Source organism: Pseudomonas sp. P4_C1, from assembly GCF_056402155.1.
Genome location: NZ_JBFUHY010000070.1, coordinates 1 through 26,196 on the forward strand (window position 1 = coordinate 1; position 26,196 = coordinate 26,196).

A 26,196-nucleotide genomic window follows, 5' to 3' on the forward strand; every position below is an offset into this window, starting at 1 on the left:
ATGAGTCGCAAAGGTGAGTGCTGGGATAACGCCCCGATGGAGCGTTTCTTTGGGAGCCTTAAATCAGAGTGGGTGCCAGAAGATGGCTACAACTCTGAGCATGAAGCCCGCATAGACGTGCAACGCTACGTGATGCGTTACAACAACGTCAGGCTCCATAGCTACAACGGCTATCGTTCACCGGTAGCTATGGAAAAACTGGCGGCATGAAAACCGTAACTGGTGTCCAAAATTAGTTGACCAGTTCAGCCTGCTCCGGGCGGCGTTCCGACGATGGCGGACTGTCAGTCACATCATTGCCGGATGGGCCGACGCTATCGCGAGCAAGCTYGCTCCCACAGTGGATCGTGGACTGGCTTGGTATTGGTGACCGACACAAAACCTGTAGGAGCGAGCCTGCTCCGGGCGGCGTTCCGACGATGGCGGACTGTCAGTCACATCATTGCCGGATGGGCCGACGCTATCGCGAGCAAGCTYGCTCCCACAGTGGATCGTGGACTGGCTTGGTATTGGTGACCGACACAAAACCTGTAGGAGCGAGCCTGCTCGCGATGGCGGCCCGTCAGTCACMTCAKTGCYGGATGKGCCGACGCTATCGCGAGCARGCTCGCTCCCACAGTGGATCGTGGACTGGCTTGGTATTGGTGACCGACWCAAAACCTGTAGGRGCGAGCCTGCTCGCGATGGCGGACTGTCAGTCACMTCAKTGCYGGATGGGCCGACGCTATCGCGAGCAGGCTCGCTCCTACAGTGGTTTTGGGGGCTGCGCTTACTCGCCGTCCCAGTAATCCACCCCATCGGCCTGCCGGGCCACTGCAACAAAACCCGAAGCATGACCTTCGGTATCCACCTTGAAGTCATCCATCACGGCGTATTTGCCGGAATCCGGGTATTCACAGATCTCCGGTGATTGCTGGGTGCTGACGGCCAGGTACCGCAACTCGCCGTTGCTGGTATTGATGATCTGATGCGCCTTTTCAGGCCCGCCCGGTGGACAGGCGATCACATCGCCGGCACGGATTGGAAAACGCTCGGATCCCAGGCGGACTTGCCCTTCCCCGGCCACGACGTAGAACATTTCCTCATTGACCCGATGACTGTGAAACGGGCTGCCGCGCATGCCTGGCTCCAGCACATACAGGCGATAACCCAGCTTTTGCGCCCCCAGTTGCTGACTGACACGGGCCAGACGCTGTTGATAGCGACCGGCGGTTTCACCGCTTGGCGCAAACGCTTCGGGCAGCGGTTCAAGTTCAACCGAATTCAGATTGAGAATGGGCGGATGCATGGACACCTCCTAGCTGCGGGCAAACGCCACGGCCTTGTGGAATTGCTCGTCCGTCGGTCGTACGCCGGTATAGAGCACAAATTGCTCCAGTGCCTGGATCGCGATCACTTCCAGACCGGTGATGACCCGCTTGCCTGCGGCACGAGCACGCACGATCAACGGTGTTTCCGACGGAATCGCCACCACATCGAAGACAGTTTCCGCTTTTTCGATCACATCAGCCTCAAAGGCCAGTTGTTCGGCCTCCGGCCCTCCCGTCATGCCGATCGGGGTGACGTTGACCAGCATCTGCGGGCGACGATTGCCCAGCTCCGCCTGCCACTCATATCCCAGCGACTGCGCCAGCGCCTGGCCGGCACGCTCGTTGCGGGCCACGATCAGGCCGTTTTCATAGCCGCCATCGCGCAAGGCGCTCGCCACGGCCTTGGCCATGCCACCGCTGCCGCGCAGGGCAAAGGTCGAGTTCCTCGGCACCTGGTGTTTTTTCAGCAACTGGGCCACGGCGATGTAATCGGTGTTGTAGGCCTTGAGATGACCGTCGGTGTTGACGATGGTGTTGATCGATTGAATGGCGGCGGCCGAGGCGTCGAGTTCATCCACCAGGGCAATGCAGGCTTCCTTGAACGGCATCGACACGCCACAACCACGAATCCGCAAGGCGCGAATGCCGGCAACGGCGCCCGGCAGGTCCTGGCTGGCAAAGGCCTTGTAGTAAAAATTCAGGCCCAGTTGTTCATACAGATGATTGTGAAAACGCAGACCAAAGTTCCCGGGGCGCCCTGAAAGGGACATGCACAGCTGGGTGTCTTTGTTGGGGTTCATCTGCATGGGAAAGCTCCTTCAAATGCACTTTTCGGATGGACGGGATTAGTCCTCCATCGGGTTCTGATCGATCATATAAGCGTGATTACACGGGCTTACACAGGTCGGTAAGAAAGTCGGTACAGACCTTACACAAAATTTACCTGGCGGCCGTGCTGATTTTCAGAAAAACGCTGTCTTAGAAGTATCCCCGCGACAATCCTTGGGTCTATTGCAGACACAGGCGCCGGGCTGAAGAACCGAGGAACTATCATGATCCGTAAAGTCCCCACAGTTGCCTTGCTGATCGGCGCCCTCGCTATTGCAGGACAGGCGCAAGCCCATGGTGGAGGCAATTACTGGCAAGGCCCGGCGGTGTTTGGCGCGATCGTCGGCACTGCCATTGTCGGCTCGGCCCTGATCAACGCCAACCGCCCGGTTTATGTCGCACCGCAACCGGTCTACTACCAGCCCGCGCCGGTTTATTACGCACCACCGCCTCCGGTTTACTACCAGCCGGCCCCGGTCTACGTGGAACAACCGATCTACTACCGCCCGGCTCCGATATACTACGGACCACCCCGTGGTTACTACGGCCCGCCACGCGGCTACTACGGCCATCACTACGGCCGCTGGTAACGGACTCATCAAGCCCCGCTGAAACAACGGGGTTTTTTATGCCCGTTTGTCGGTGCAGGTCTGGATAAATCTCGCCAAGGTCGCTATCGGGACAATGCACGTGGTGGAAACGGGCAAGATGGACTGACCCGTTTTCTGCCGTGCGGCAAAAAACGGTCATATTTTTGTCATGACAACTCTGCAAGCTCGGTGCTGTCCGTCGATAACAGGTTGATAACAACAAGGACGACCACATGCCAACGCAAAACCCGCACCGCATCGTCGGTCTGTGCACCTCCAGCAAGGTCTACAACGCACTGACCGAACTCAAGCACCTGGAAGGCCATCGCAGCGCCAAGTTTCTCTCGCTGCTGACACAAAGCCTGGTGCGCAAGGGCCTGCTCAACGAGCAGGAAGTGGTTCATATGCTCGATCAGGTGGTCAGCTGACCGACCGACGGTCGTTTGCCCCCGCTGGCATCAATGACCACTATCGAAAGCGTTGATTACCCCTCAAGGCACCCGGACCTTAAAGTAACTCCACAGATTGATGGAGGTACTTGTCATGTCCAAGGTTCAGATCATGTCCGTTATCGGCAGCGCGGTTCCCCCACAGCTCAGAGAGCTGGGCATGCTCGCCTGCTGGTACCTCGTCCAGGACGGCGTGCAGATCAGCGGCCCGCTCACTTCGCTGCCCGCCGCCCAGGCATTGTCGCAACGCATCGGCACCGGCCAGTCCGGCAGGCTCAGCGCCTGAGGCAGCTGTATGAAATAGCTGACGATGATGTTTAGCCCGCCTCGGCTCGGGCGAATGCCATCGGTTTGTTGATCAGGCATAGATCCAGGTCAATAAACCCTCGCCACAGGGCATTTACCCTGTGCGGCTTTTGCGATCGACACCGCCATGAACCTCTGCGCGCCAGAACTGCTCGCCCCCGCCGGCACCCTGAAAAACATGCGTTACGCCTTCGCCTACGGCGCCGATGCCGTGTACGCCGGCCAGCCGCGCTACAGCTTGCGGGTGCGCAACAACGAATTCGACCACGCCAACCTGGCCCTCGGCATTCGCGAGGCACAGGCCCAGGGCAAGCGCTTCTATGTGGTGGTGAACATCGCGCCGCACAACGCCAAGCTCAAGACCTTCCTCAAGGACCTTGAACCGGTGATCGCCATGGCCCCGGATGCACTGATCATGTCCGACCCCGGCCTGATCATGCTGGTGCGCCGCCACTACCCGCAGATACCGATCCACCTTTCGGTGCAGGCCAATACGGTGAACTGGGCGAGTGTCGAGTTCTGGCAGCAGCAAGGCTTGAGCCGGATCATCCTGTCGCGGGAGCTTTCGCTGGAAGAAATCGTCGAGATTCGCGAGCAAGTGCCCGCCATGGAACTGGAAGTGTTCGTGCACGGTGCGTTGTGCATGGCCTATTCCGGGCGCTGCCTGCTGTCGGGCTACATGAACAGGCGCGATGCCAATCAGGGCAGTTGCACCAATGCCTGTCGCTGGAAATATTCAGCGCAACCGGCTACCGAAAACCAGCTTGGCGAGATCGTCCAGACATTCGATCCCGAACCGACCCTGGGCATCGGCGCGCCTACCGACCAGGTGTTCCTGTTGCAGGAAGCCAATCGCCCCGGCGAACAGATGCCCGCCTTCGAAGACGAGCACGGCACTTACATCATGAACGCCAAGGACCTGCGCGCCGTGCAGCACGTCGAACGCCTGACGCACATGGGCGTGCACTCCCTGAAAATCGAAGGCCGGACCAAATCGCACTTTTATTGTGCGCGCACCACCCAGGTCTATCGCCGCGCCATCGACGATGCGGTGGCGGGCCGGGCCTTCGACCGCGGCCTGATGACCGACCTGGAATCCCTCGCCCAGCGCGGCTACACAGAAGGCTTTCTGCGCCGGCACGTGCATGACGAATACCAGAACTACCAGAACGGCAGCTCGGTGTCGGAGCGCCAGCAGTTTGTCGGTGAACTGACCGGGCAGCGGCGGGACCGCCTGGCCGAGGTCAGGGTGAAGAACCGCTTCGGCCTGGGCGACCACATGGAACTGATGACGCCCAAGGGCAACTTCCACTTCGATCTGCATCAGTTGCAAAACGCTAAAGGCGAAGCGATCGACAAAGCGCCGGGCGATGGGCATACGGTGTATTTGCCGATACCGGATGCGGTGGATCTGGAGTTTGGGTTGTTGATGCGGGATGTGGGTGCGGCCTGAACTTCAAATCCGCACAAAACACCTGTACAAGCGAGCCTGCTCGCGAAAGCGGTGTAACAGACGACATTGAAAACGGAACGACGTCCCTATGATTGCAACCTGCTTACGCATTGCTACTCGCCCCATTCATCCCCAGCCCTTTTCCAGAAACTGAACAACAATCAAATTCCATTAATGTAAATGCAGGAACCCCTGAAAAGTTCAACTGCCGGATAGGTCAATCCTTTCAACACAGGTCGAATTTGAGACACACGTCAGGCGCTTAAAAAACATTCAATAAATCCGCGACGCAGCCGACAACTCTTGAAAGCCTTGCGGATTGAAAAAGCCATGCGTAACAACCAGCCAATTACACAGCGCGAGCGGACCTTCCCGGCTCAGCAACGGTTGATTTCCACCACCGATGCCAAGGGCATGATCACCTACTGCAACGACGCCTTCGTCGAAATCAGCGGGTTTTCCCGGGAGGAGCTGATCCGTGCACCGCACAACCTGGTCCGTCACCCCGACGTCCCGGCCGCGGTGTTCGCGCACATGTGGGGCACACTGAAACAAGGCTTGCCATGGATGGGCATTGTCAAGAATCGCTGCAAGAGCGGTGATCATTACTGGGTGAACGCCTATGTGACACCGATCTTCGAAGGCAATCAGGTGATCGGTTACGAGTCGGTGCGGGTCAAGCCCACTGCCGAACAGATCCGCCGCGCCGAAGCGCTCTACCTACGCATCAACCAGGGCAAGTCGGCCGTTCCCTCCTCGGATAAATGGTTGCCGATCCTGCAGGACTGGCTGCCGTTCATTCTGGTCAGCCAATTGAGCTTCATGATTGGTGCATCGCTGAACTCCCATTGGGGGTTTGCCCTGGCAGCAGGGCTCTCGGTGCCGCTGGGCCTGATGGGCCTTCAGTGGCAGCAGCGTGGCCTCAAGCGCTTGCTGCGCCTGGCTGAGCAGACCACCTCCGATCCATTGATCGCGCAGATGTACACCGACAGTCGCGGCGCCCAGGCGCGTCTGGAAATGTCCATCCTCAGTCAGGAGGCACGCCTGAAAACCTGCCTGACCCGCCTGCAGGACACGGCCGAACACCTGACCGATCAGGCCAGGCAATCCGATGCCCTGGCGCACAACAGCTCCAGCGGCCTGGAACGCCAGCGCGTCGAGACCGAGCAAGTGGCCACCGCGGTCAACCAGATGGCCGCTACCACCCAGGAAGTCGCCAGCCACGTACAACGCACCGCCGATGCCACCCAGGAAGCCAATCGCCTGACCGGTCGCGGTCGTGACATCGCCGGGGAGACCCGCGAAGCCATCCAGCGCCTGTCGGCGGTGGTCGGTGAAACCGGCGTGACCGTGACCCAACTGGCCAAGGACAGCAACGAAATCGGTGGCGTGGTCGACGTGATCAAAGGCATCGCCGACCAGACCAACCTGCTGGCCCTGAACGCCGCCATCGAAGCGGCCCGTGCCGGCGAAATGGGTCGCGGTTTTGCGGTGGTGGCCGACGAAGTCCGTCAGCTGGCGCAACGCACCAGCGAGTCCACCGGGCAGATTCATGCGCTGATCGCCAAGCTCCAGCAAACCGCCGGTACCGCCGTACAGACCATGGAAGCCGGACATCGTCAGGCGGAAGAAGGCGTGGCGCGGGTACTGGAAGCGGACCAGGCGCTGGTGGGGATCAGCGAAGCGGTGGCCAACATCACCGACATGACCACCCAGATCGCTGCCGCGACCGAAGAGCAAAGTGCCGTGGCCGAAGAAATCAGCCGCAACATCAGCAACATTTCGGAACTGGCGGACCGGACCTCGGAACAGGCGCAGAACTCGGCGTTGCTGAGTGAAGAGCTGACCAAGACTGCCAATACCCAGTATTCGTTGGTGGAGCGGTTTAACCGCTGATTGTTGTTGATCAATAAAAAACCCGGACAGTGGAAGCTTCCGGGTTTTTTATTGAGCCTGTGAAAGTGATGTTGTCTATAAGGCCGCCTTCGCGGGCAAGCCCTAATGCCGATCAGTTAACGCTTCGAACACCGCAACTCCTGTGGGAGCGAGCTTGCTCCGGGCGGCGTTCCGACGATGACGATCGCATAGCCAACACCTGCATTGCCTGACAGTCCGCTATCGCGAGCAAGCTCGCTCCCACAGGTTTTGCGCCTTAACTGACTGGCATTAGGGCAAGCCCGCTCCCACAGGGTTATCAGGTGTGGTCGATTCCTGTGAGCGCCCCAGATAACTGTGGGAGCGAGCTTGCTCGCGATGAGGCCGGCACATTCAACATTGAAATGGCCTGATGCCTAGTCCCCTCGGACGATGTTTGCGCTAGACGTCAGCGCAAGAATCCATCGCACTCCACCCCCAACAAAAAAAGGCCCAGTGCGATGAACGACGCCAACCTCAAAGCCGACATGCTCCAGGCCATGCGCCGCCTGGCCAAGTCAGTCACCATTATCAGCACCAGCAACGGCTCCGAGCGGTTCGCCATGGCCGCCACCGCGGTCGACTCCCTGAGCACCGAACCGCCATCGCTGCTGATCTGCGTCAACAAGACCGCCTCGCCCCACGCCGCACTGGCGACCGGTGCCGACTTCTGCGTCAACATCCTCGGCGTCGAACAGCAAGACCTGGCCAACCTGTGCAGCGGCGCGATCAAGGGCGAGGCACGCTTCGACCGTGGCAACTGGCTGACCAGCCCCGGCGGAATTCCTTACCTGGGTGACGCACAGTCGGCGATCCTCTGCCGCCAGGACGGCCACTTCAGCTATGGCACCCACACCGTGTTCATCGGGCGCATCCTGCAGATCCACACCACTGACGCCATCACCCCGCTGGTCTACCTCGACGGCAGCTACACCACCACCGCCAAACCAACACCTTCTCTCGCTGCTGCTGGCTGAGGCCCGAACATGGACAGCCTGAACCGGTTGACGGCGTTGCGAGTGAACAGCGCCGACCAGTTGCCATGGGATGACCGTTGCGACTTGCTGATCGTCGGGTTTGGCGGTGCCGGCGCCTGTGCCGCCATCGAAGCCAGCGCTCGCGGCCTGTCGGTGCTCGCACTGGATCGCTTCGAAGGCGGCGGCGCCACGGCGCTGAGCGGTGGCGTGGTATATGCCGGCGGTGGTACGCCGTACCAGTGTCAGGCTGGCTATGAAGACACCAGCGAAGCCATGTTCAATTACCTGCGTCAGGAAGTCGGCGACGCCGTCAGCGCCGAGACGTTACGGGATTTCTGCGAAGGCAGCCGCGAGCAACTGGCCTGGCTGGAGCGCCAAGGCGCGGCGTTCGAAGCCAGCGTGCCGCCGCACAAGACCTCGTACCCGAGCGACCAGTACTATCTCTATTACTCCGGCAACGAAGCTGTTGCGGCCTATGCCGCCTGCGCAAAACCTGCACCCCGTGGCCACCGCACCAAAGGCCCGGGCATGTCCGGTGCCAGTCTGTTCGCTCCACTCAAGGCCAGCGCCTTGCGACACGGTGCACGCCTGCGCAGCCAGTGCGAAGTGCGGCGTCTGGTACTCAACCTCGACGACAAGGTCATCGGCGTCGAAGCCTGGCAGTTGCCGTCGGGTAGCCGCGCCGCCAAACAACATGCGCGTCTGTCGCGCTGGGCCGCTGCCATTCATATGTACGCTCCGGCGTTGGCCGACCGCTTGCGCGCCCGTCAGCGTCACATCGAACAGACCAGCGCCATTCGCCAGTTGATTCGCGCCGAACAGGCGGTGCTAATGAGCAGCGGCGGCTTTATCTTCAATCGCGATCTGGTGCGCCAACACGCGCCGCAGTACCTGGCCGGTCTGCCGCTGGGCGCCACCGGGTGCAATGGCAGCGGCATCGCCCTGGGCCAGAGCGCCGGTGGCAGCGTGGCGCGGATGGACAAGGTCAGCGCCTGGCGCTTCATCAACCCGCCACTGGCCTGGGCCCGCGGGCTGATCGTCAATGCTCGCGGACAACGTTACGCCAACGAAGAAATCTACGGCGCGACCCTCGGCCACGCCATGGTCGAAGAACAGGACGGCCGCGCCATTCTGATTCTCAATCGGGCGCTGGTTCGAGAAGCACTCAGTCAGGTCGGCCCCGGCAAGGTGTGGAATTTCCAGCGCCTGCCGGTGTTGCTCAACCTGCTGTTCAATGCCAAACGCAGCACCAGCCTGGCCGGCCTGGCCAAACGCTGCAAGCTGCCGCCGGAACTGCTGCGCCAGAGTGTCGAACACTATTCCCGTGCGGCACGCGGTGAAGTCGCCGACGAGTTCGGCAAATCCGCCGCGATGCTCGCCGACCTCGACCAGGGCCCGTGGTACGCCCTCGACCTGTCCTTTGACAGCAAACTTTTCCCCTGCCCGGTCATCACTCTGGGCGGGCTGAAGGTCTGCGAGGACAGCGGACGTGTGCTGGACCACGCCGGCCAGCCAATAAACGGTCTCTACAGCGCCGGCCGCAATGCGGTCGGGGTCGCCTCCAACCTGTATGTCTCCGGCCTGTCCCTGGCCGACTGCATTTATTCCGGTCGCCGGGCTGCCGCCCACGTGGCCGACCAATTCGCACTTCAAACCGCACGATCAGGAGAACAACAATGCAACGTGTAGAAGGCAAAGTCTGCATCATCACCGGCGCCGCCAGCGGCATCGGTCGCGAAGACGCCCTGCTGCTGGCCCGTGAAGGCGCCAAAGTGGTACTGAGCGACCTCAACGAAGAAGCCGGTCGCCAGGTGGCTGCAGAAATCGGCGCCAACGCGCTGTTCATCCGCCACGACATCGCCAGCGAAAGCGATTGGCAGAACGTGGTGAAAACTACTGTTGAACACTTCGGCCGTCTCGACGTGCTGGTCAACAACGCCGCGATCCTGGCCCTGGGCAGCATCGAAGACACCACCCTGGAACTGTGGCAGAAGGTGCAGAAGATCAACGGCGACGGCTACTTCCTCGGCTGCAAGTACGCGATCCAGGCGATGAAGGAAACCGGTGGCGGTTCGATCATCAACATGTCGTCGGTGGCCGCGTTGGGCGCGATGCCGATGTTCTGCGCCTACTCGGCATCCAAAGGCGCGGTGGCGGCGATGACCCGTTCCATTGCCCTGCACTGCAAGCAGCAGGGCTACCGCATCCGCTGCAACAGCGTGCACCCGGATGGCGTGAACACGCCGATGACCCAGGCCCTGGCCGGTGGTCAGCCGATCCCGCAGGAAGCCCTGGACCAGGACCCGATGAACCGCATGGCCGCGCCACGGGACATTGCCAACGTGGTGCTGTTCCTCGCCGCCGACGAGTCGCGGTTCGTCAACGGTGCCGAGATCCGCGTCGACAATGCCCAGTTGATCAGCGGGCTCTGAGGTCGAGGTGAACATGGGCACGCAACAACAGAACCTGACCCCGGCCGAACACACGACGGGAAGTGTCTCATTGCAAGTGTGCGCGGTGATCGACGAGACCGCTGACGCGCGCTCGCTGGTGCTGGACATACCGCCAGACCTGCGTGAGCGCTTTCGCTACAAACCGGGCCAGTTCCTGAGTTTTCGCGTGCCCTTCGCCGGCAAACTGTTGACCCGCTGCTATTCCATGGCCAGCTCGCCCCTCGCGGACGCGCTGCCCAAGGTCACGGTGAAACGGGTCGACGGTGGCCGGGTGTCGAACTGGATGAACGAAGTGCAGGTCGGCGACTGGCTGGAAGTGCTGCCACCGGCCGGGCATTTCTGCCTGGACCCGCAGCACTCGGCTGACACCGACAGACCGTTGGTATTGTTCGGTGGCGGCTCGGGCATCACCCCGGTATTTTCCATTCTCAAGTCGGTGCTGCACAGCAGCCGGCGGCCGATCAAGTTGATCTACGCCAACCGCGATGAAGCGTCGGTGATATTCAAGGACGAGCTGTGCCGGTTGATCAAGGCGCATCCTGATCAACTGCACGTGGTGCACGTCCTCGATTCGGTGCAAGGTTTTCTGACGGACCATCAGGTCCGTCATCTGCTGCGCGGATCGGCCGGTGGCGACTACTTCATCTGCGGGCCGGGTCCGTTCATGGACACCGTGGAGCGCACGCTGCTGGCACTGGGCGAAGCGGCCGAGCGGATCCATGTCGAACGTTTCGTCTCGCCGCCGGACCCCGATGAACTGCTGGCCGAAGAAGCCCTCGCCCGCGAGGCAGCGATGGGGTCGCAGTGCGAGGCGCTGATCGTCGAGCTCGATGGACAGCAACACGAAATCGCCTGCCAGCCCGGCGACACCCTGCTGCAAAGTTGCAAGGCCGCCGGCCTGGATGTGCCGTCGTCCTGTGAAGAAGGTTTCTGCGGCGCGTGCATGTGCGTGGTCAGGGAAGGCGAGGTTCAGTTGGCACGCAACGACGTGCTGACACCCAAGGAACTGGTCGACGGCTGGACACTGGCCTGCCAGAGCCGACCGACCGGGGCGAAGGTGCGCCTGAAATTCCCGGATTGAAGATACACATCCCCCTGTAGGAGCGAGCCGGCTCCGGGCGGCGTTCCGACGATGGACGTCAACGATRACGCGSSCTKTCTGAATGAACGCGGTSMCCGGACGTTTTTCGCGAGCAGGCTCGCTCCTACAGTTGAAATGTGCCGGATGGGGGATCTATTGCTTAGTCTCAACGGACGATCACTCGGCCCCGGTCTGCAGTTAGACTCGGCCACAGCATTAGCCCACAACAACAAAAGAGGTTCAGTTATGACTCGTTTGCAGAATAAGGTCGCGGTGGTCACCGGTGGCGCTTCGGGTATCGGTCTGGCCTGCGTGCGCCGTTTCGCTGCCGAAGGCGCGCAAGTGATCGGGCTGGACATCGGCAGCGCTCCGGCAGACTTTCCCGGCCTGTTCATGACCCTGGACGTGCGCGACGAAGCGCAGGTGCAGCAGGTCATGCAAGAAGTCATCAGCCGCTTCGGGCGCATCGACGTACTGGTCAACGCCGCCGGCGTCGCCGACCAGGGCAGCGTGACCCAGACCACCACTGCCAACTGGCAACGGGTGATGGACATCAACCTCACCGGCAGCATGCTCACCAGCAAGTACGCGCTGGCGTCGATGGTTGAGCAGCGCGGCGGTTCGATCATCAACGTCGGTTCGATCTTCGGTCTGCAAGGCTGCGACGGCAATGTCGCCTACAACGTGTCCAAGGGCGGCATTAACCAGCTGACCCGCTCGATGGCGATCGACTACGGCCACGCCAATGTGCGCGTCAACGGTCTGTGCCCGGGCCTGATCGAAACGCCGATGACCAGCATGGTCCGTGACAATGACGCGTTCCACGCCTTCTTCGCCTCGCAGCACATGCTCAGCCGCTCCGGGCAGCCGGAGGAAGTGGCCAACGTCGCGCTGTTCCTGGCCTCGGACGAAGCGTCCTTTGTCAGCGGCCAGATGATCGCCGTGGACGGTGGTTTCTCCGCCGGTCGCCGCTTCGCCCCGCCCGCCCAGTAATTCGCAATCCGGCCGGGCGCCCTGCCCGGCCTACTCCCTTTTTCGCAACTGTCTTCTAACCGGGGAGGCCCCATGCCGCCTGTCGCCACCGCACTGACCATCGCTCAACTGTTCGCCAACGCTGCCCAGGCCTACGGCGACCGCCCGGCCATCGAGGACGCGGGCCACAGCATCAGCTACCGACAACTCGACCAGTTGCGCCGCCAGGCTGCCCGCGCACTGCTGGCCCTCGACGTACAGGTCGGGGACCGCGTGGCGATCTGGGCACCCAACGTGTGGGAATGGATCGTCGCCGCCGGCGCCCTGCAAAGCGTCGGTGCCGCCCTGGTGCCGCTCAATACCCGGATGAAGGGCAGCGAGGCCGGCTACATCCTGCGCGAAAGCGGCACCTGCGTGCTGTTTGCCATTGGCGAATTCCTCGGCGCGGACTACCCCGGCATGCTGGCGTCGGAAGACCTGCCTGAGCTGCGCCACATCGTCAGCCTGCGCGGCGCCAATGCGGGCACCCTGGCTTGGGAGCGGTTTATGGACCTGGGGGCCGACGTGCCACACCTGGCCTTGCGCACCCGCGAACAGAGCGTTGGCCCGCAGGCCTTGTCCGACGTGCTGTTTACCTCGGGCACCACCGGCAAACCCAAAGGCGTGATGACCAGCCACGGCCAGAACCTGCGAATCGTGCGCGACTGGAGCGATATCGTCGGTTTGCGCGAGAGCGATCGCTACCTGATCGTCAATCCGTTCTTCCACTCCTTCGGCTACAAGGCCGGCTGGCTGGCCGCATTGATGCGTGGTTGCACCCTGCTACCGCAGCAGGTGTTCGACGTGCAGGCCGTGCTCGAATGCGTGCAGCGCGAGCGAATCAGCGTGTTGCCCGGGCCACCGACGCTGTACCAATCGTTGCTGGCCCATCCGCAACGCAACGCATTCGACCTGAGCTCCTTGCGCGTGGCGGTGACCGGGGCAGCGGCAATCCCCGTGGAGATGATCCACCGCATGCGCGACGAACTCGGCTTCGCCACCATCGTCACCGCGTATGGCCTGACGGAGGTCTGCGGTTTCGCCACGATCTGCCGCTCCGGTGATTCTGCGGAGACGGTCGCCAATACCAGTGGCCGGGCGATGCCGGGGGTGCAAGTGCGCTGTGTCGGCGACAACGGTCGCAGCCAGCCGGCGAACATTCCCGGTGAAGTGCAGATTCGCGGCTACAACCTGATGCAGGGCTATCTCAACAATCCTGAAGCCAGCCAGGAAATACTCGATGCCGACGGCTGGCTGCACACCGGCGACATCGGCATGCTCGACGAACAGGGTTACCTGCGCATCACCGACCGCCTCAAGGACATGTTCATCACCGGCGGCTTCAACGTGTATCCGGCGGAGATCGAGCAGTGTTTGCTGACCTATCCCGGCGTGGCCCAGGCAGCGGTGATCGGCATTCCCGATGAGCGCATGGGTGAGGTGGCGATGGCATTCCTGTTGCCCGCGCCCGGGATGGAAATCGAGCAGGCGCAGTTCCTCGCCTGGTGCCGTGAGCAGATGGCCAACTACAAGGTTCCACGCCGGGTGCGGGTGCTGCAGAGCATGCCGATCAATGCGGCGGGCAAAGTGACCAAGAATGTGTTGCGCGAGTGGGCGCTGCAGCCCGTCAGTTAAACGCAATCCACGTGGGAGCGAGCTTGCTCGCGATAGCGGAGTGTCAGCCAACATCAATGCTGGATGTGCCGGCCTCATCGTCGGAACGCCGCCCGGACCAAGCTCGCTCCCACAATGTTCGAGGGTACACACAGATTTCGTGTCCGACACAGTTCAACTGTGGGAGCGAGCCTGCTCGCGAAAGCGGAGTGTCAGCCAACATCAATGCTGGATGTGCCGGCCTCATCGTCGGAACGCCGCCCGGACCAAGCTCGCTCCCACAATGTTCGAGGGTACACACAGATTTCGTGTCCGACACAGTTCAACTGTGGGAGCGAGCTTGCTCGCGATAGCGTCAGGTCAGTCAACATAGATGTTGAATGTTCTGCCGTCATCGCGAGCACGCTCCCACAGGGTTTTGTGTATGTCGTACTGACTCTGAATTAAACCACCCGCGCCGGATGCTGTTGACGCGGGTCGCCGAGCATGGTGCGGTGGGACGGCGGCTGGCGGCCTTCGGCTTCGCTGATGCCATAACCAGGGGCGATTTCGGCGGTGATCAGGGTCTGCCCGGACAACGCCATCAACTGTGGATCATTGAGCAAGGCATGAATCACCCGCCCGTTGAACTGTGGGGTTTCGGCGTGAGCCAGAAACGCCTGGTACTGCTCGCCATGCTGCTCACCGGCAATCCTGGTGCGTTCGGTCAGTTGCGGGCCGAGCCACAGCGACAACGCCGCTACACCCTGCCCTTCGAAATCAATCGCCATGTCCGCCGCCAGCTTATCGACCCCGGCCTTTTGCGCGCCATACGCCGGGCCATGCATGTAGCAGCCGGCACCGAACGACGACGTGAAGCAAATCAGGCCTTGAGTACTTTTCAGCAACAGCGGTGCCGCATAGTAGCTGGCAATGTAGGCCGAGCGCAGGCCGACGTCGAGAATGCGCACCAGCTCCAGCGGTTTGGCCCAGAACGGCCCTGGCTCGATCAACCGGTCATGGATGAACGCGGCGTTGTTGACCAGCAAATCCAGATGCCCGCACTCTGCTTCTACTCGGGTAAACAGCGCCTGAACCTGCGCGTCATCGGCGTGATCACAGACCACCGCGATACCGCGCCCACCGGCAGCGGTGATTGCCGCAGCGGTGTCCTCCAGCGAACCGCTCAAGGCATGTCCGTACAAGTTCGACCCGCCCTGCGCCGGGGCGCGACCGGTGACATACACCGTCATGCCCGCCGCCCCGAGGGCCAGGGCAATGCCCTGACCCACTCCGCGACTGGCGCCGGTCACAACGGCAATCTGTGGACGCTGACTGTTCATTCGACACTCCCGAACAAGGCTTTCGCCGACGCGGTTTCGCTCTGGCGCTTGATGTGATTGGCCGCCAGGTAACCGAAGGTCATGGCCGGGCCGATGGTCGAACCGGCGCCCGGATAGGTGCGGCCCATCATCGAGGCGGCGCTGTTGCCGATGGCGTACAAGCCGTTGATCGGTTCTCCGTCTTCGTGCAGCACGCGGGCGTGTACGTCGGTCAGCAGGCCACCCTTGGTGCCGATGTCGCCGGCGTCGATGCGCACGGCGTAGAACGGACCCTTGAGCAACGGCGCCAGGCACGGATTGGGTTGCACGTTCGGGTCGCCGTAGTAGCGATCGAACAGCGACTCACCCTTGTGGAAATCCTCGTCGACGCCCTGCACGGCCATGCCGTTGAAGCGCTGCACGGTGCGCACCAGCCCGCCAGAATCGACGCCGATTTTCGTCGCCAGTTCTTCCAGACTCGATGCCTTGTGGAAGTAATCACGCAGATGCTCGGGCAATTGCCAATCGCGCTGGGCATAGCCCGGCAGCAAGGCCCCGCACGGGTATTTGCGGCGGAACTCGGCGTCGAACACCATCCAGCACGGCACGCTCACGGCGCCTTCGCGGTTGTTGGCGTACATCGCGTAAACAATATCGGTGTAGGGCGCGGCTTCGTTGACGAAACGCTCCCCCGCCGCGTTGACCATCACGCACCCCGGCAAGGTGCGTTCAACGAACAGCGCACGCTGTTTTTCTTCGCCCTTGACGTAAGTGGTCGGCGCCCACCAGCTGTGCTCCATCAACGCGGTCCGCGCGCCAAGGGCCTGGCCGGCGCGAATGCCGTCGCCGGTATTGTTCGGCGGCGTGGCACTCCAGTTCGCCTGGGACGGCTGTGGCAGGTACTGCTCACGCATCGCCTGATTACGCTCGAAGCCCCCAGCGGCGATGATCACCCCGTAACGTGCCTTGACGTTGAGCAACTGACCGTTGCGATTGACCCGCGCCCCGCCGACCCGCTCGCCGATCAGCAGCAGCTCTTCCAGCGCACAGTTGAGCCACAGCGACTTGCCGCGATCCTGCAACGAACAGCGCAAGGCACCGATCAAGGCATTGCCCAGGGTCAGAAAACGGTCGCGGCGGGACAAGCGCCGCCCCTCGCGATCCCGCCAGTAGCGCCACATCACCCGCAGGGTCAGGCGCAACCAGCCTGGGCCACGGCACAGCAGCACCTGCGCTTCTTTCATGGTCATCGCCATGCGCCCCATCATCAGGGTGCCGGGGGACGGCGCACGCATACGCAGGAATTCTTCACCGAGCTCGGCGGCATCGAACGGTTGCGGATCCATCGAGCGATAGCCCGGTTTACCGCCCTCGACTTCCGGATAGTAATCGGCGTAACGCGGTTGCGCCTCGAAGCGCACGCGGGTGTGTTGTTCCAGGTACTCGACCATCTCCCGGCCGTGCTCGACATAGGCTTCGATGCGCCCGTCGTCGATCTCGCCATGGGTCACGGCGCGGATGTAGGCAATCGCTTCGGCCGCCGAATCACTACCGCCGATCGCATTGATCCGGTGGTTATTGGGGATCCAGATGCCGCCGCCGGACACCGCCGAGGTGCCGCCGTACTCGCCGCTCTTTTCGATCAGCAACGCATTCAGGCCCAGGTCGTGGGCGCGCAGCGCAGCGGTCATGCCCCCGGCTCCCGAGCCAATCACCAACACATCACAGCACTCGTCCCATTTGATCCCGGCAGCGTTCATGCGATCACCCTTGTTCAGCGCCCATCAGGCAGAAACCGCCACCGCCGGATCTTCGCCCGGTGCAGTCGGTCTCGGGATTGTTCGCCGCAAGCGCCGGGTGTTCATCGTCCGATAAGACTAAGGCCAGACCTGCGGCCGCCCCGTACAAATCGCTTAGTCCGCTTGGACGATGTTGCGCACAAGTCGTGACTCCATAGTCGCCCACAGTACCAATCACCCCCCAGAAATGCAGGTCGGGCAGGTCTGACCTGGGCCATGAGGACGACATGATAAAAACAATAATCGCCCCACCAACACAGCACCCTCGCACACAGCTTGTTCTATTGATGCTGGCTGGCGGACTAAGCGCTCACGTTAATGCCATGAGCTTTCAGCCGAGCGAAGACTTGAGCATCGACTGGGACACCACACTGACGTACAGCCTCGCCTGGCGGACCGAGTCTCGCGATCACAAACTGACCGCCAATGCCAACGGCAACGACGGCGACAACGCGTTCGACAAAGGCAGCCTGATCAACAACCGCAGCGGCTTTCTCACCGAAGCCAACATCAAGTGGCAGGACGACTACGGTGTGTTCGTCCGGGCGACCGGTTTCTACGACAACGTCTACGATCAGGACAACGACAACACCACCGGCACCTCGAACTGCTTTGCCGGCGGCCATTGCAGCCAGCCTGACCGCTTCTCCCAGGACACCATCGACCAGCACCGCAATGAATTGCGCATGCTCGATTACTACGCCTATGGCACCTGGGACGTGAGCGGCCACGCCCTCAACGCGCGCGTGGGTAACCAGGTGGTGAGCTGGGGTGAGAGCCTGTTCTATCCGGGTATTTCCGCGGCCCAGAGCCCGGTGGACGCGACCAAGGCGACCACCCCCGGCGTCGAGGTCAAGGAAATCCTGCTGCCGGTCGGCCAACTGTTCACCCAGTTCGCCCTGACCGAAAGCCTGGGAGTCCAGGCCTACTACCAATACAAGTGGGAAAAGACCGAGCTGTTCGGCGTGGGTAGCTACTTCTCCACCACCGACTTCATCGACGAGGGCGGCTTCAACGACGCCTCCGGTTTTGTCACCCGTCTGAAGGACGACAAGCCAAGCGACAGCGGCCAGTACGGTCTGGCCTTCACCTATGCCGCCGAGTCGCTGAAAAACACCGAGTTCGGCATCTACTACGCGCGTTATCACGACAAGACCCCGTCGCTGGACTTCGCATCGACCCTGGGCCGCTATCAGGTGCGCTACTTCGACAACATCGACCTGTTCGGCGCGAGTTTCGCCACGGTGCTGGGCGACATCAGCTGGGCCGGTGAAGTCAGCTACCGCGACGGTACGCCGGTGATGGTCGACAACGGTTTCTCCAGCCCCGTGCGTGGCAAGACCATACAAGCGCAAACGTCGATGATCTACGTGCTCGGCCCGACGTCCTTCGCCGACAACACCAGCCTGACCGGCGAGCTGGTCTACAACACCGTGGTCAGCAACGACAAGTCGCAGCCAGTGACCCTGGCCCCTGGCTTCGCGCTGCCGGGCACCGACAGCCTGGTCAATGACCGCGATGCCTGGGGCTACACGGTGCAGGCGAACTTTGACTACAACAACGTGTTCAGCGGATGGGACATGTCGGTGCCTGTCACCTTCAGCGCCGCCGCCCACGGCGACAGCTCGATGGTCGGCTCGATCAACGCCGGCCAGAACGATAACCGCGCCAGCATCGGCAGTTCGTGGCGCTACCTGGGCAACTTCACCGTCGAGGCCCGCTACAACGCCTACCTCGGCAACGCCAACAACAGCCCGTTGGCCGATCGCGACAACGTCGCGCTCAACTTCAAGTACCGGTTCTGATTTCCCAATCGGAGGAGCACAGCATGTCCAGATTCACCCAAACATTATTGAGCACCGCGCTGACCGTCGGCCTGCTCGGCAGTGGCCTGGCCTACGCCAAGGTCAGCCCCGAAGAAGCCGCGCGCCTGGGCCAGGACCTGACCCCGATGGGCGCCGAAAAAGCCGGCAACGCCGATGGCAGCATCCCGGCCTGGTCCGGCAAATGGCGAGGTCTGCCACCAGGTCTCAAGTACGCCGGCCCCGGCACYCCGTATCCGGACCCGTACGCCGCGGAAAAGCCACTGTTCGTGATCGATTCGAAGAACGTGGACAAGTACGCCRMCAACCTSACCGATGGCCAGAAAGCGTTGYTCAAGCGYTACCCGGAYWCTTTCAAGATGCCGGTGTACCCGAGCCATCGCGACTTCCGTGTCGATCAGCTCACCGAAGACGACATCAAGAAAAACGCCCTGAACGCGGAGCTCTCAAACGACGGCAACGACACCAGCAATGCCTTCGGTGCCTCGCCTTTCCCGATTCCGAAAAACGGCAACGAACTGATCCTCAACCACACCATGTCAGGGCGGTCCTTCACCGAAGAGGCCGTCTACCAACAGGCAGTGATCTATCCCGACAAAAATCGGGTGATGGAGAAGGTCGACTACAAGATCTTTTCGGTGTGGGCCGACCCCAAAAAGACCCTGGACACATCCGGTGGCATCCTCACGCACTTTTTGCTCACCACCCTGGAACCCGTGCGCAAGAAGGGTGAGATCGTCGTCGGTCACGAGTTCATCAATGCCACCGCCGAACCTCGGCAAGCCTGGCAATACTCCCCGGGGCAACGCCGCGTGCGCCGCGCGCCGACCGTCGGCTACGACTCGCCTAGCGGTGCGGGCGGCTTCCGGGTCTATGATGAAGATCGCTTGTTCAACGGCGCCCCGGATCGCTACAACTGGTCCATCGTCGGTAAAAAAGAGATCTACATTCCGTACAACAACTACAAGATCGACCAGCCTGACGTAAACATCGAACAGATCCTGTCCACCACCGGTCACATCAACCCGGATATCATGCGCTACGAGAAACACCGCGTGTGGATCGTGCAGGCCACGCTCAAGCCAAACGCACGGCACCTCTATGCCAAGCGTGTGCTCTACCTGGACGAGGACAGCTGGCAGGCCGCCCTGGCAGACAACTACGACAGCCGTGGGCAACTGTGGCGCACCAACATGCAAACCTCGATCTACGCCTATCACATCGAGCGTTTCCACTCCCGTCTGGGCATCTACCACGACCTGATCGCAGGCTCCTACCTGGTTGACCGCATGCTGGTCGATCAAAAGCCTGCCAAGCTCAATGCCAGCAATTTCGTCGACGAAGAATTCACCGCCGGCAACCTGCGCAAGCTCGGCACCCGCTAAACCTCGCCGCCCCGGCCGACGCGTTCGGCCGGGGCGCGCCTTCTCGGAGACCTTCATGAACAAAATGCACACTGGCGCATTTGCCGTGAAGGTCATTCAGAAGGCGGTAACGTCAGGCGCAGCATCCAACGGAAAACTGAACGTCCTCGGTTTGCCGGGTAGCAGCGGTGTCAGCTACGCCCCGATCGACACCAGGGACAGGGTCAACTTCACCTCCCGGCGCGGCGCCGACGGCATCGTGCGTGCCAACCCGGTCGCGCCACCAACGCCGACCGCCGAACAGCAAAGCCGATGCCTGTCAGCTGTGGCAAGGCCATGCCGTGATCAAGGTGATTGATGGCAGAATGACGACGCCTGGTGAGTGGCAGGAGAAGGCGCGGGAGACCCTGGGCGGTATCAAGCCCTGATCAGGTAAGACGTAGTGCGACCGGCGCTCGTTCTTATCACAAGAATAATTATGGAGATGCTCGATGCGTTGTTACCGTCAGTGGCTCGCCCTGTGTCTCGGGCTCTGCGCAGCGTCCGTTTGCGCACAGGAAACGAAGCCTGCGCCTCACCCCGAGTACCAGGTAAGTGCACCAAAAGGTGCGCCCAATGTGGTGATCGTGATGCTCGACGATGTTGGCTTCGGCGCATCGTCAACTTTTGGCGGGCCCGGCCAGACACCGGTGCTCGACACACTGGCGCATGAAGGGCTGCGTTACAACAGTTTTCATACCACCTCGATTTGCTCACCGACGCGCGCGTCACTACTGACCGGTCGCAACCCGCATGCGGTCGGGATCGGCACGGTAGAGAATGTGCCTGACGATCGCCCGGGTTACAGCGGCTTCCACACCAAGGACGCTGCGACCATAGCCGAAATCCTGCGCCAGAATGGCTACAACACTGCCGCCTTTGGTAAATGGCATCAGACGCCCGACTGGGAAGTTTCGCCGAGCGGCCCCTTCGACCGATGGCCGACTGGTGAGGGTTTCGAACGTTTCTACGGCTTCATGGGCGGAGAAACCGATCAATACGATCCGTCGCTTTACGACGGTACGACGCCGATCATGCGGCCGCCAGGCAGCAACTATCACCTGACCGAAGATCTCGCCAACCACGCGATCGAATGGTTGCGCGTACAGCACTCGGTCACGCCGAACAAGCCGGTGTTCCTGTACTTCGCGCCGGGCGCGACTCATGCTCCGCTGCAGGCACCGAAGGAATGGATCGAAAAGTATCGTGGCCAGTTTGACCAGGGGTGGGACAAGCTGCGCGAGGAGACCTTCGCCCGGCAGAAAAAGCTTGGCATCATCCCGGCTGACACCGTACTCACGTCACGAGACCCACGGATGCCAGCATGGGACACGCTGACCCCGGATCAGAAGCGCATCGCCTCGCGATTGATGGAGGTTTATGCCGGTTTCCTGGAACATACCGACGTCCAGGTCGGCAAGTTGATCGATGCACTCAAGGCCAACGGCCAGTTCGACAACACGATGTTCATCTACATCGTCGGCGACAATGGAGCGAGCACCGAAGGTGGTTTGCTCGGCAGCGCGAACTATTTCGGCCCCATACAAGGATTGCCGGAAAGCGACGCGACCAAACTCGCGCAGCTGGATAAACTCGGCGGGCCTGGCACGCACGCGCACTATCCGGCTGGATGGGCGTGGGCGATGGACACTCCGTTCAAATGGACGAAGACCGTTGCATCGCATCTCGGCGGCACGCGCAACCCGATGGTGATCACGTGGCCGAAGGGAATCATGGATCGCGGCGGATTGCGCAGCCAGTTCAGCCACGTCAACGATATTGCGCCGACCATCCTGGACGCAGCGCATATCAAAGAGCCAACCACGGTCAATGGCATCGCACAGAAGCCCATGGATGGGACGAGCTTGATCTACAGCTTTGCTGACGCGAAAGCGCCCGAGCGCCACACCACTCAGTACTTCGAGGTCTTCGGGAACCGCGCAATCTACCATGACGGCTGGATTGCATCGGCGTTTCATCGCAGGCTCCCCTGGTCAACCATCAGTGGCTTCACAACGAAGAAGTTCGAGGAAGATCAATGGGAGCTGTACGACCTGAAAAAAGACTATTCGCAAGGGAATGATCTGGCACAACAAGAGCCGGCACGACTCGCTGTGTTGAAGGACCTGTTCATGCAGGAAGCAGGGCGTAACCAGGTGCTTCCGCTCGCCGACCTCGCCATGTCGGGCGCCAAAGGACTTCCCGCGCTCCACGAAGGTCGCACTCGCATGACTTTCCACGAAGGCGCCGTCGGCATCCCTGAATCGGCGCTGCCGAAGACGTACAACCGTTCATGGAGTGTGACTGGAATCGTCGATGTCGGCGCGCAAGCGCACGGAGTGGTTGCGACGGTGGGCGGCAACAGTGCCGGATGGTCGCTCTATCTCGACGCCGAACAACATCCGATGTTCACTTACCGCCTTTTCGATCTGAAGACGGTGACGTTCCGCGGGGCTGAGCCACTCAAACCTGGCCGTCACGAACTTCGTTTCGATTTCGACTACGACGGCGGCGGTTACGCCAAGGGCGCAGCGATCCAATTGCTGGTCGATGGCGTATTGATCGGCAAGGACCATTTGCCCGCAAGCCCGCCGGCCTTCTACACGATCGAAGAAACCTTTGACGTCGGGATCGACCACGGCTCCTCCGCAGGTGACTATCCCGAGGAATCCGCGCCCGGCTACACCTTTACAGGAGGCCGGATCGAGGAGGTCTCAATCGAACTGCGGTAGGTCACAAGGGCGTACAGGGCATTAGCCTCGTCGGCTCCTGCTGTTGCGCGCTCATCCCGACCCAGGCTTGTTGAGGCGTAGCATTATGCCCGGGTCGATCCCGGTGCTGCTGCCGTCGAGTTTCGGCAGGCCCGGTCGGCGAATAAAATACCAAATAAAATAAAGCCTTAAATCCGAGGATCATTGCTTGTCGACCGCCAAGAACCTGTTCCTGGGGCTGTGCTCCCTGCTGCTGCTCAACCTCCCGGTGCATGCACAGGAGGCCGCATCGCCGCACTTGGCGAAAGACCCCGCCGGCTATGCCGCCGCCGGCAGCTGCCTCGGTTGCCATGCCAAGCAGGCCAGGGACTGGAAAAATTCCGATCACGACTGGGCGATGCGCGAGGCGACTGCGGCCAACATGCTGGGCAATTTCAAGGATGCGCGGTTCAAGGATGGCGGCGTGCAGGCGAAGTTTTTCCGCCGCGGCGAGAAGTTCTTCGTCAACATCGAAGGCGCGGATGGCAAGCCGGCGGACTTCCTGATTCGCTACACCTTTGGCTACAAGCCGCTGCAGCAGTACCTGGTGGAGTTTCCCGGTGGCCGCCTGCAGAGCCTGACCATTGCCTGGGATACACGACCGAAGGCCGAAGGCGGGCAGCGCTGGTTCTCGCTTTACCCAGGTCAGCGTTTTGCGCCGAACGACCCGTTGCACTGGACCGGGCGCTACCAGAATTGGAATGCAATGTGCGCGGATTGCCATTCGAGCAACCTGCTGAAGAATTACGACGATAAAACCGACAGCTTTTCCACCACTTGGCACGAACCGAACGTCGGCTGCCAGGGGTGCCACGGCCCGGCGCAGAAGCACGTCGAATGGGCCGAAAAAGCCAGGAATAAACCCGAGAGCGAAGCCAGAGACGTGGGCCTGCCGGTGGACTTCAAGGCGCTCGGCAGCCAGGGGCTAATGGAGCAATGCGCCTACTGTCACAGCCGCCGGCAGAGCCTGGGCGTCGGCCAGCAGCCGGGTAAACCGCTGCTTGACGCGGTGTTGCCGGCCACTCTACGGCCCGATCTTTACCATGCCGATGGGCAGATCCAGGGCGAGGTGTACGTCTATGGCTCTTTCGCCCAGAGCAAAATGTACGCCGCAGGGGTGACCTGTACGGATTGCCACGATCCGCACACCACCAAGGTCAAGATCGAAGGCAACGGCCTCTGTCAGCAGTGCCACACCCAGGCGCCACCTGCGCGTTTCCCCAGCTTGCAGGCGAAGAACTACGACAGTCCCGAGCACCATCACCACGCGGCGGGCTCTGCTGGCGCGCAGTGCGTCAATTGTCATATGCCGGAGCAGACCTACATGGTCGTTGACCCGCGTCGCGACCATAGCTTGCGCCTGCCGCGCCCGGATCTGACCGCCAGGACCAGCAGCCCGGATGCCTGCACTGCATGCCATAAGGACAAGGAGCCGGCGTGGGCGGCCAAGGCCATCGAAGGCTGGTTCGGCAAGCCGCAGCGGCCGCCGCACTACGGCGAAACGCTGCATGGCGCCCGCCAGGGTAGCGCCGATGCGTTGCCGCAACTGGCGGCAGTGATTGGCGACCTGGGCAAGCCAGCGATCGTCCGCGCCACCGCTGCCGAACAACTGGCGGCGCTGGGCGAGCCGGCCTTGCCGAGCTTGACTCAGGCGCTCAAAGACCAGAGCCCGTTGGTGCGTGCCTACGCGATTCCTGCCTTTACCGAACTGGCGCCAGTGGAACGGGTCAAGCGTCTGCTGCCGTTGCTGGACGACCCGCAACGCGCGGTGCGCGACGAGGCGCTACGTGCGCTGGCGGGTATTCCCCTGATTGCCCTGCCCAAAGAGCGCCGCGAAGGCTTCACCGCGGCCCTCGACGACTACGAGCGGCGCCTGCGCGGCAATGCCGATCTGCCCGGCAACCGCCTCAATCTGGCCGTACTGCTGGAGCGCAAGGCTCTGCAGTTGGAAGCGCTGGAGCAGTACCGCCAGGCGCTCAAACTTGATCCGTACTTCTCGCCGGCGCGGATCAACCTGGTGACGCTGGCAAACGGCGTCTTGCGTCAGGACGAAGCCGAGCAGGTCCTGCGCGAGGGCGTGGCACTCAAAGAAATGCCGGCGAGCGATCGCGGCAACCTGGCGTACATGCTGGCGCTGTTGCTGGTCGAGCGCGGTAAGGCCGAGGAAGGTTTGCAGTGGATGGAGCAGGCCGCTGTAGCCTTGCCCGACAACTCGCGGATTCGCTACAACCAGGGGCTGCTCCTGCTACAAATGCAGCGCCGCGATGCTGCGCGCACGGCGCTGGAAGCCGGTCTGGCGCAAGCCCCGCAAGATCCCGACCTGCTTTACGCACTGATTTACCAGCACGGTACGGGCGGCCAGCGCGAACAGGCGTTGCAGTACCTCCGGCGCCTGGAGCAGGCCGCGCCTGGAGATCCGCGCCTGGCGCAGCTCAAGCGACAGCTGGGCTTGCGTTAGCCTGGCATTGCACCCGTAGGTGGTGCAACGCCCTGCCCGGATTGCCAGGGTCGTAGGGTGGAATCGAGGAGCAACCCAATATCGCTTAGTCCGGTTGGACGATGTTGCATTGCAAGCGTGACTCCATAGTCGTCCCAGCTTCACTTCCCACCCCTGAACTGCAGGTCGGGCCGGCCTGACCGCTGCGCATGCTCGATTACTACGCCCATGGGACGTGAGCGGCCACTCCCTCAACGCGTGCCTGCGCAACCAGGTGGTGAGCTGGGGTGAGAGTCTGTTCTACCCGGGTATTTGCGCGGCCCAGAGCCCGGTGGACGCAACCAAGGCGACCACCCCGGGCGTCGAGGTCAAGGAAATCCTGCTGCCGGTCGGCCAACTGTTCACCCAGTACAGCCTGACCGACAGCCTGGATATCCAGGCCTACGACCAATTCAAATGGAGAAAACCGAGCTGTTCGGCGTGGGCAACGCCAACAACAGCCCGTTGGCCGATCGCGACAACGTCGCGCTCAACTTCAAGTACCGGTTCTGATTTCCCAATCGGAGGAGCACAGCATGTCCAGATTCACCCAAACATTATTGAGCACCGCGCTGACCGTCGGCCTGCTCGGCAGTGGCCTGGCCTACGCCAAGGTCAGCCCCGAAGAAGCCGCGCGCCTGGGCCAGGACCTGACCCC

21 protein-coding genes and 1 pseudogene are annotated in these 26,196 nt (G+C 61.7%); 18 read left to right on the forward strand and 4 right to left on the reverse strand.

The window, feature by feature from the left end; genetic code table 11:
• Positions 1-210 (forward strand): integrase core domain-containing protein (locus AC1DU9_RS24315; protein ID WP_477810200.1); only part of this gene is annotated, 210 nt, incomplete at its 5' end.
• A 559-nt stretch (positions 211-769) separates the two neighbouring features.
• Here AC1DU9_RS24315 and AC1DU9_RS24320 read toward each other — a convergent pair.
• Together AC1DU9_RS24320 and AC1DU9_RS24325 are read right to left on the reverse strand one after the other, a co-directional pair.
• Positions 770-1,288, reverse strand: coding sequence for a cupin domain-containing protein (locus AC1DU9_RS24320; RefSeq protein ID WP_477810887.1), 519 nt, complete (start codon positions 1,286-1,288; stop codon positions 770-772).
• Positions 1,289-1,297: 9 nt separating this feature from the next.
• Positions 1,298-2,116, reverse strand: a complete 819-nt coding sequence (locus AC1DU9_RS24325; RefSeq protein WP_477810888.1) for a shikimate 5-dehydrogenase — start codon at positions 2,114-2,116, stop codon at positions 1,298-1,300.
• A gap of 246 nt (positions 2,117-2,362) precedes the next feature.
• Here AC1DU9_RS24325 and AC1DU9_RS24330 point away from each other — a divergent pair, with 246 nt between their 5' ends.
• The 11 genes from AC1DU9_RS24330 to AC1DU9_RS24380 all read left to right on the forward strand — a co-directional run bounded on the left by AC1DU9_RS24330 (position 2,363) and on the right by AC1DU9_RS24380 (position 14,007).
• The gene (locus AC1DU9_RS24330; protein WP_223463238.1) at positions 2,363-2,728 is read left to right on the forward strand and encodes a hypothetical protein; all 366 of its coding nucleotides are present in this window, start codon (positions 2,363-2,365) and stop codon (positions 2,726-2,728) included.
• 233 nt (positions 2,729-2,961) lie between these two features.
• Positions 2,962-3,156 carry a hypothetical protein gene (locus tag AC1DU9_RS24335; protein ID WP_008052996.1) on the forward strand — a complete coding sequence of 65 codons (195 nt, stop codon included), beginning with the start codon at positions 2,962-2,964 and terminating at the stop codon, positions 3,154-3,156.
• A 115-nt stretch (positions 3,157-3,271) separates the two neighbouring features.
• On the forward strand, positions 3,272-3,463 hold the full coding sequence (locus tag AC1DU9_RS24340; protein WP_223463237.1) for a hypothetical protein: 192 nt from the start codon (positions 3,272-3,274) through the stop codon (positions 3,461-3,463).
• 147 nt (positions 3,464-3,610) lie between these two features.
• Positions 3,611-4,936, forward strand: coding sequence for a prephenate-dependent tRNA uridine(34) hydroxylase TrhP (gene trhP / locus AC1DU9_RS24345; RefSeq protein ID WP_477810889.1), 1,326 nt, complete (start codon positions 3,611-3,613; stop codon positions 4,934-4,936).
• A gap of 330 nt (positions 4,937-5,266) precedes the next feature.
• The gene (locus AC1DU9_RS24350) at positions 5,267-6,832 is read left to right on the forward strand and encodes a methyl-accepting chemotaxis protein (RefSeq protein ID WP_477810890.1); all 1,566 of its coding nucleotides are present in this window, start codon (positions 5,267-5,269) and stop codon (positions 6,830-6,832) included.
• 479 nt (positions 6,833-7,311) lie between these two features.
• The gene (locus AC1DU9_RS24355; RefSeq protein WP_477810891.1) at positions 7,312-7,827 is read left to right on the forward strand and encodes a flavin reductase family protein; all 516 of its coding nucleotides are present in this window, start codon (positions 7,312-7,314) and stop codon (positions 7,825-7,827) included.
• A gap of 9 nt (positions 7,828-7,836) precedes the next feature.
• Entirely contained in the window at positions 7,837-9,516 is a 1,680-nt protein-coding gene (locus AC1DU9_RS24360; RefSeq protein WP_477810892.1) for an FAD-binding protein, read from the forward strand.
• Entirely contained in the window at positions 9,504-10,259 is a 756-nt protein-coding gene (locus AC1DU9_RS24365) for a glucose 1-dehydrogenase (protein WP_477810893.1), read from the forward strand. Before AC1DU9_RS24360 ends, AC1DU9_RS24365 begins: the two co-directional genes overlap by 13 nt.
• A gap of 13 nt (positions 10,260-10,272) precedes the next feature.
• Positions 10,273-11,361: a 2Fe-2S iron-sulfur cluster-binding protein gene (locus AC1DU9_RS24370; RefSeq protein ID WP_477810894.1), complete on the forward strand. Its 1,089-nt coding sequence runs from the start codon at positions 10,273-10,275 to the stop codon at positions 11,359-11,361.
• A 246-nt stretch (positions 11,362-11,607) separates the two neighbouring features.
• The gene (locus tag AC1DU9_RS24375) at positions 11,608-12,354 is read left to right on the forward strand and encodes an SDR family NAD(P)-dependent oxidoreductase (protein ID WP_223463230.1); all 747 of its coding nucleotides are present in this window, start codon (positions 11,608-11,610) and stop codon (positions 12,352-12,354) included.
• Positions 12,355-12,426: 72 nt separating this feature from the next.
• Positions 12,427-14,007 (forward strand): FadD3 family acyl-CoA ligase, encoded by a 1,581-nt coding sequence (locus AC1DU9_RS24380; protein ID WP_223463229.1) that lies wholly within the window; start codon positions 12,427-12,429, stop codon positions 14,005-14,007.
• 422 nt (positions 14,008-14,429) lie between these two features.
• Here AC1DU9_RS24380 and AC1DU9_RS24385 read toward each other — a convergent pair whose 3' ends face one another.
• Together AC1DU9_RS24385 and AC1DU9_RS24390 are read right to left on the reverse strand one after the other, a co-directional pair.
• On the reverse strand, positions 14,430-15,308 hold the full coding sequence (locus AC1DU9_RS24385; RefSeq protein ID WP_223463228.1) for an SDR family NAD(P)-dependent oxidoreductase: 879 nt from the start codon (positions 15,306-15,308) through the stop codon (positions 14,430-14,432).
• Positions 15,305-17,047 carry an FAD-binding protein gene (locus tag AC1DU9_RS24390; protein ID WP_477810895.1) on the reverse strand — a complete coding sequence of 581 codons (1,743 nt, stop codon included), beginning with the start codon at positions 17,045-17,047 and terminating at the stop codon, positions 15,305-15,307. Before AC1DU9_RS24390 ends, AC1DU9_RS24385 begins: the two co-directional genes overlap by 4 nt.
• A 326-nt stretch (positions 17,048-17,373) precedes the next feature.
• On the opposite strand from AC1DU9_RS24390, the gene AC1DU9_RS24395 reads away from it, so the two are divergent.
• From AC1DU9_RS24395 to AC1DU9_RS24420, 6 genes and pseudogenes are all read left to right on the forward strand, one after another.
• A complete protein-coding gene (locus AC1DU9_RS24395) occupies positions 17,374-18,891 on the forward strand; it encodes a DUF1302 domain-containing protein (protein ID WP_457266112.1) in 1,518 nt (505 codons plus the stop codon).
• 23 nt (positions 18,892-18,914) lie between these two features.
• Complete coding sequence (locus tag AC1DU9_RS24400) at positions 18,915-20,294, forward strand: DUF1329 domain-containing protein (RefSeq protein WP_477810896.1); 1,380 nt, start codon at positions 18,915-18,917, stop codon at positions 20,292-20,294.
• Between the two features lie 55 nt (positions 20,295-20,349).
• Entirely contained in the window at positions 20,350-20,631 is a 282-nt protein-coding gene (locus tag AC1DU9_RS24405; protein ID WP_477810897.1) for a hypothetical protein, read from the forward strand.
• Between the two features lie 133 nt (positions 20,632-20,764).
• Positions 20,765-23,044, forward strand: a complete 2,280-nt coding sequence (locus AC1DU9_RS24410) for an arylsulfatase (protein ID WP_477810898.1) — start codon at positions 20,765-20,767, stop codon at positions 23,042-23,044.
• Positions 23,045-23,231: 187 nt separating this feature from the next.
• Complete coding sequence (locus AC1DU9_RS24415; protein WP_477810899.1) at positions 23,232-25,520, forward strand: HEAT repeat domain-containing protein; 2,289 nt, start codon at positions 23,232-23,234, stop codon at positions 25,518-25,520.
• 256 nt (positions 25,521-25,776) lie between these two features.
• Positions 25,777-25,905, forward strand: a pseudogene (locus AC1DU9_RS24420) (DUF1302 family protein); the annotation flags it as partial.
• Positions 25,906-26,196 lie beyond the last annotated feature (291 nt).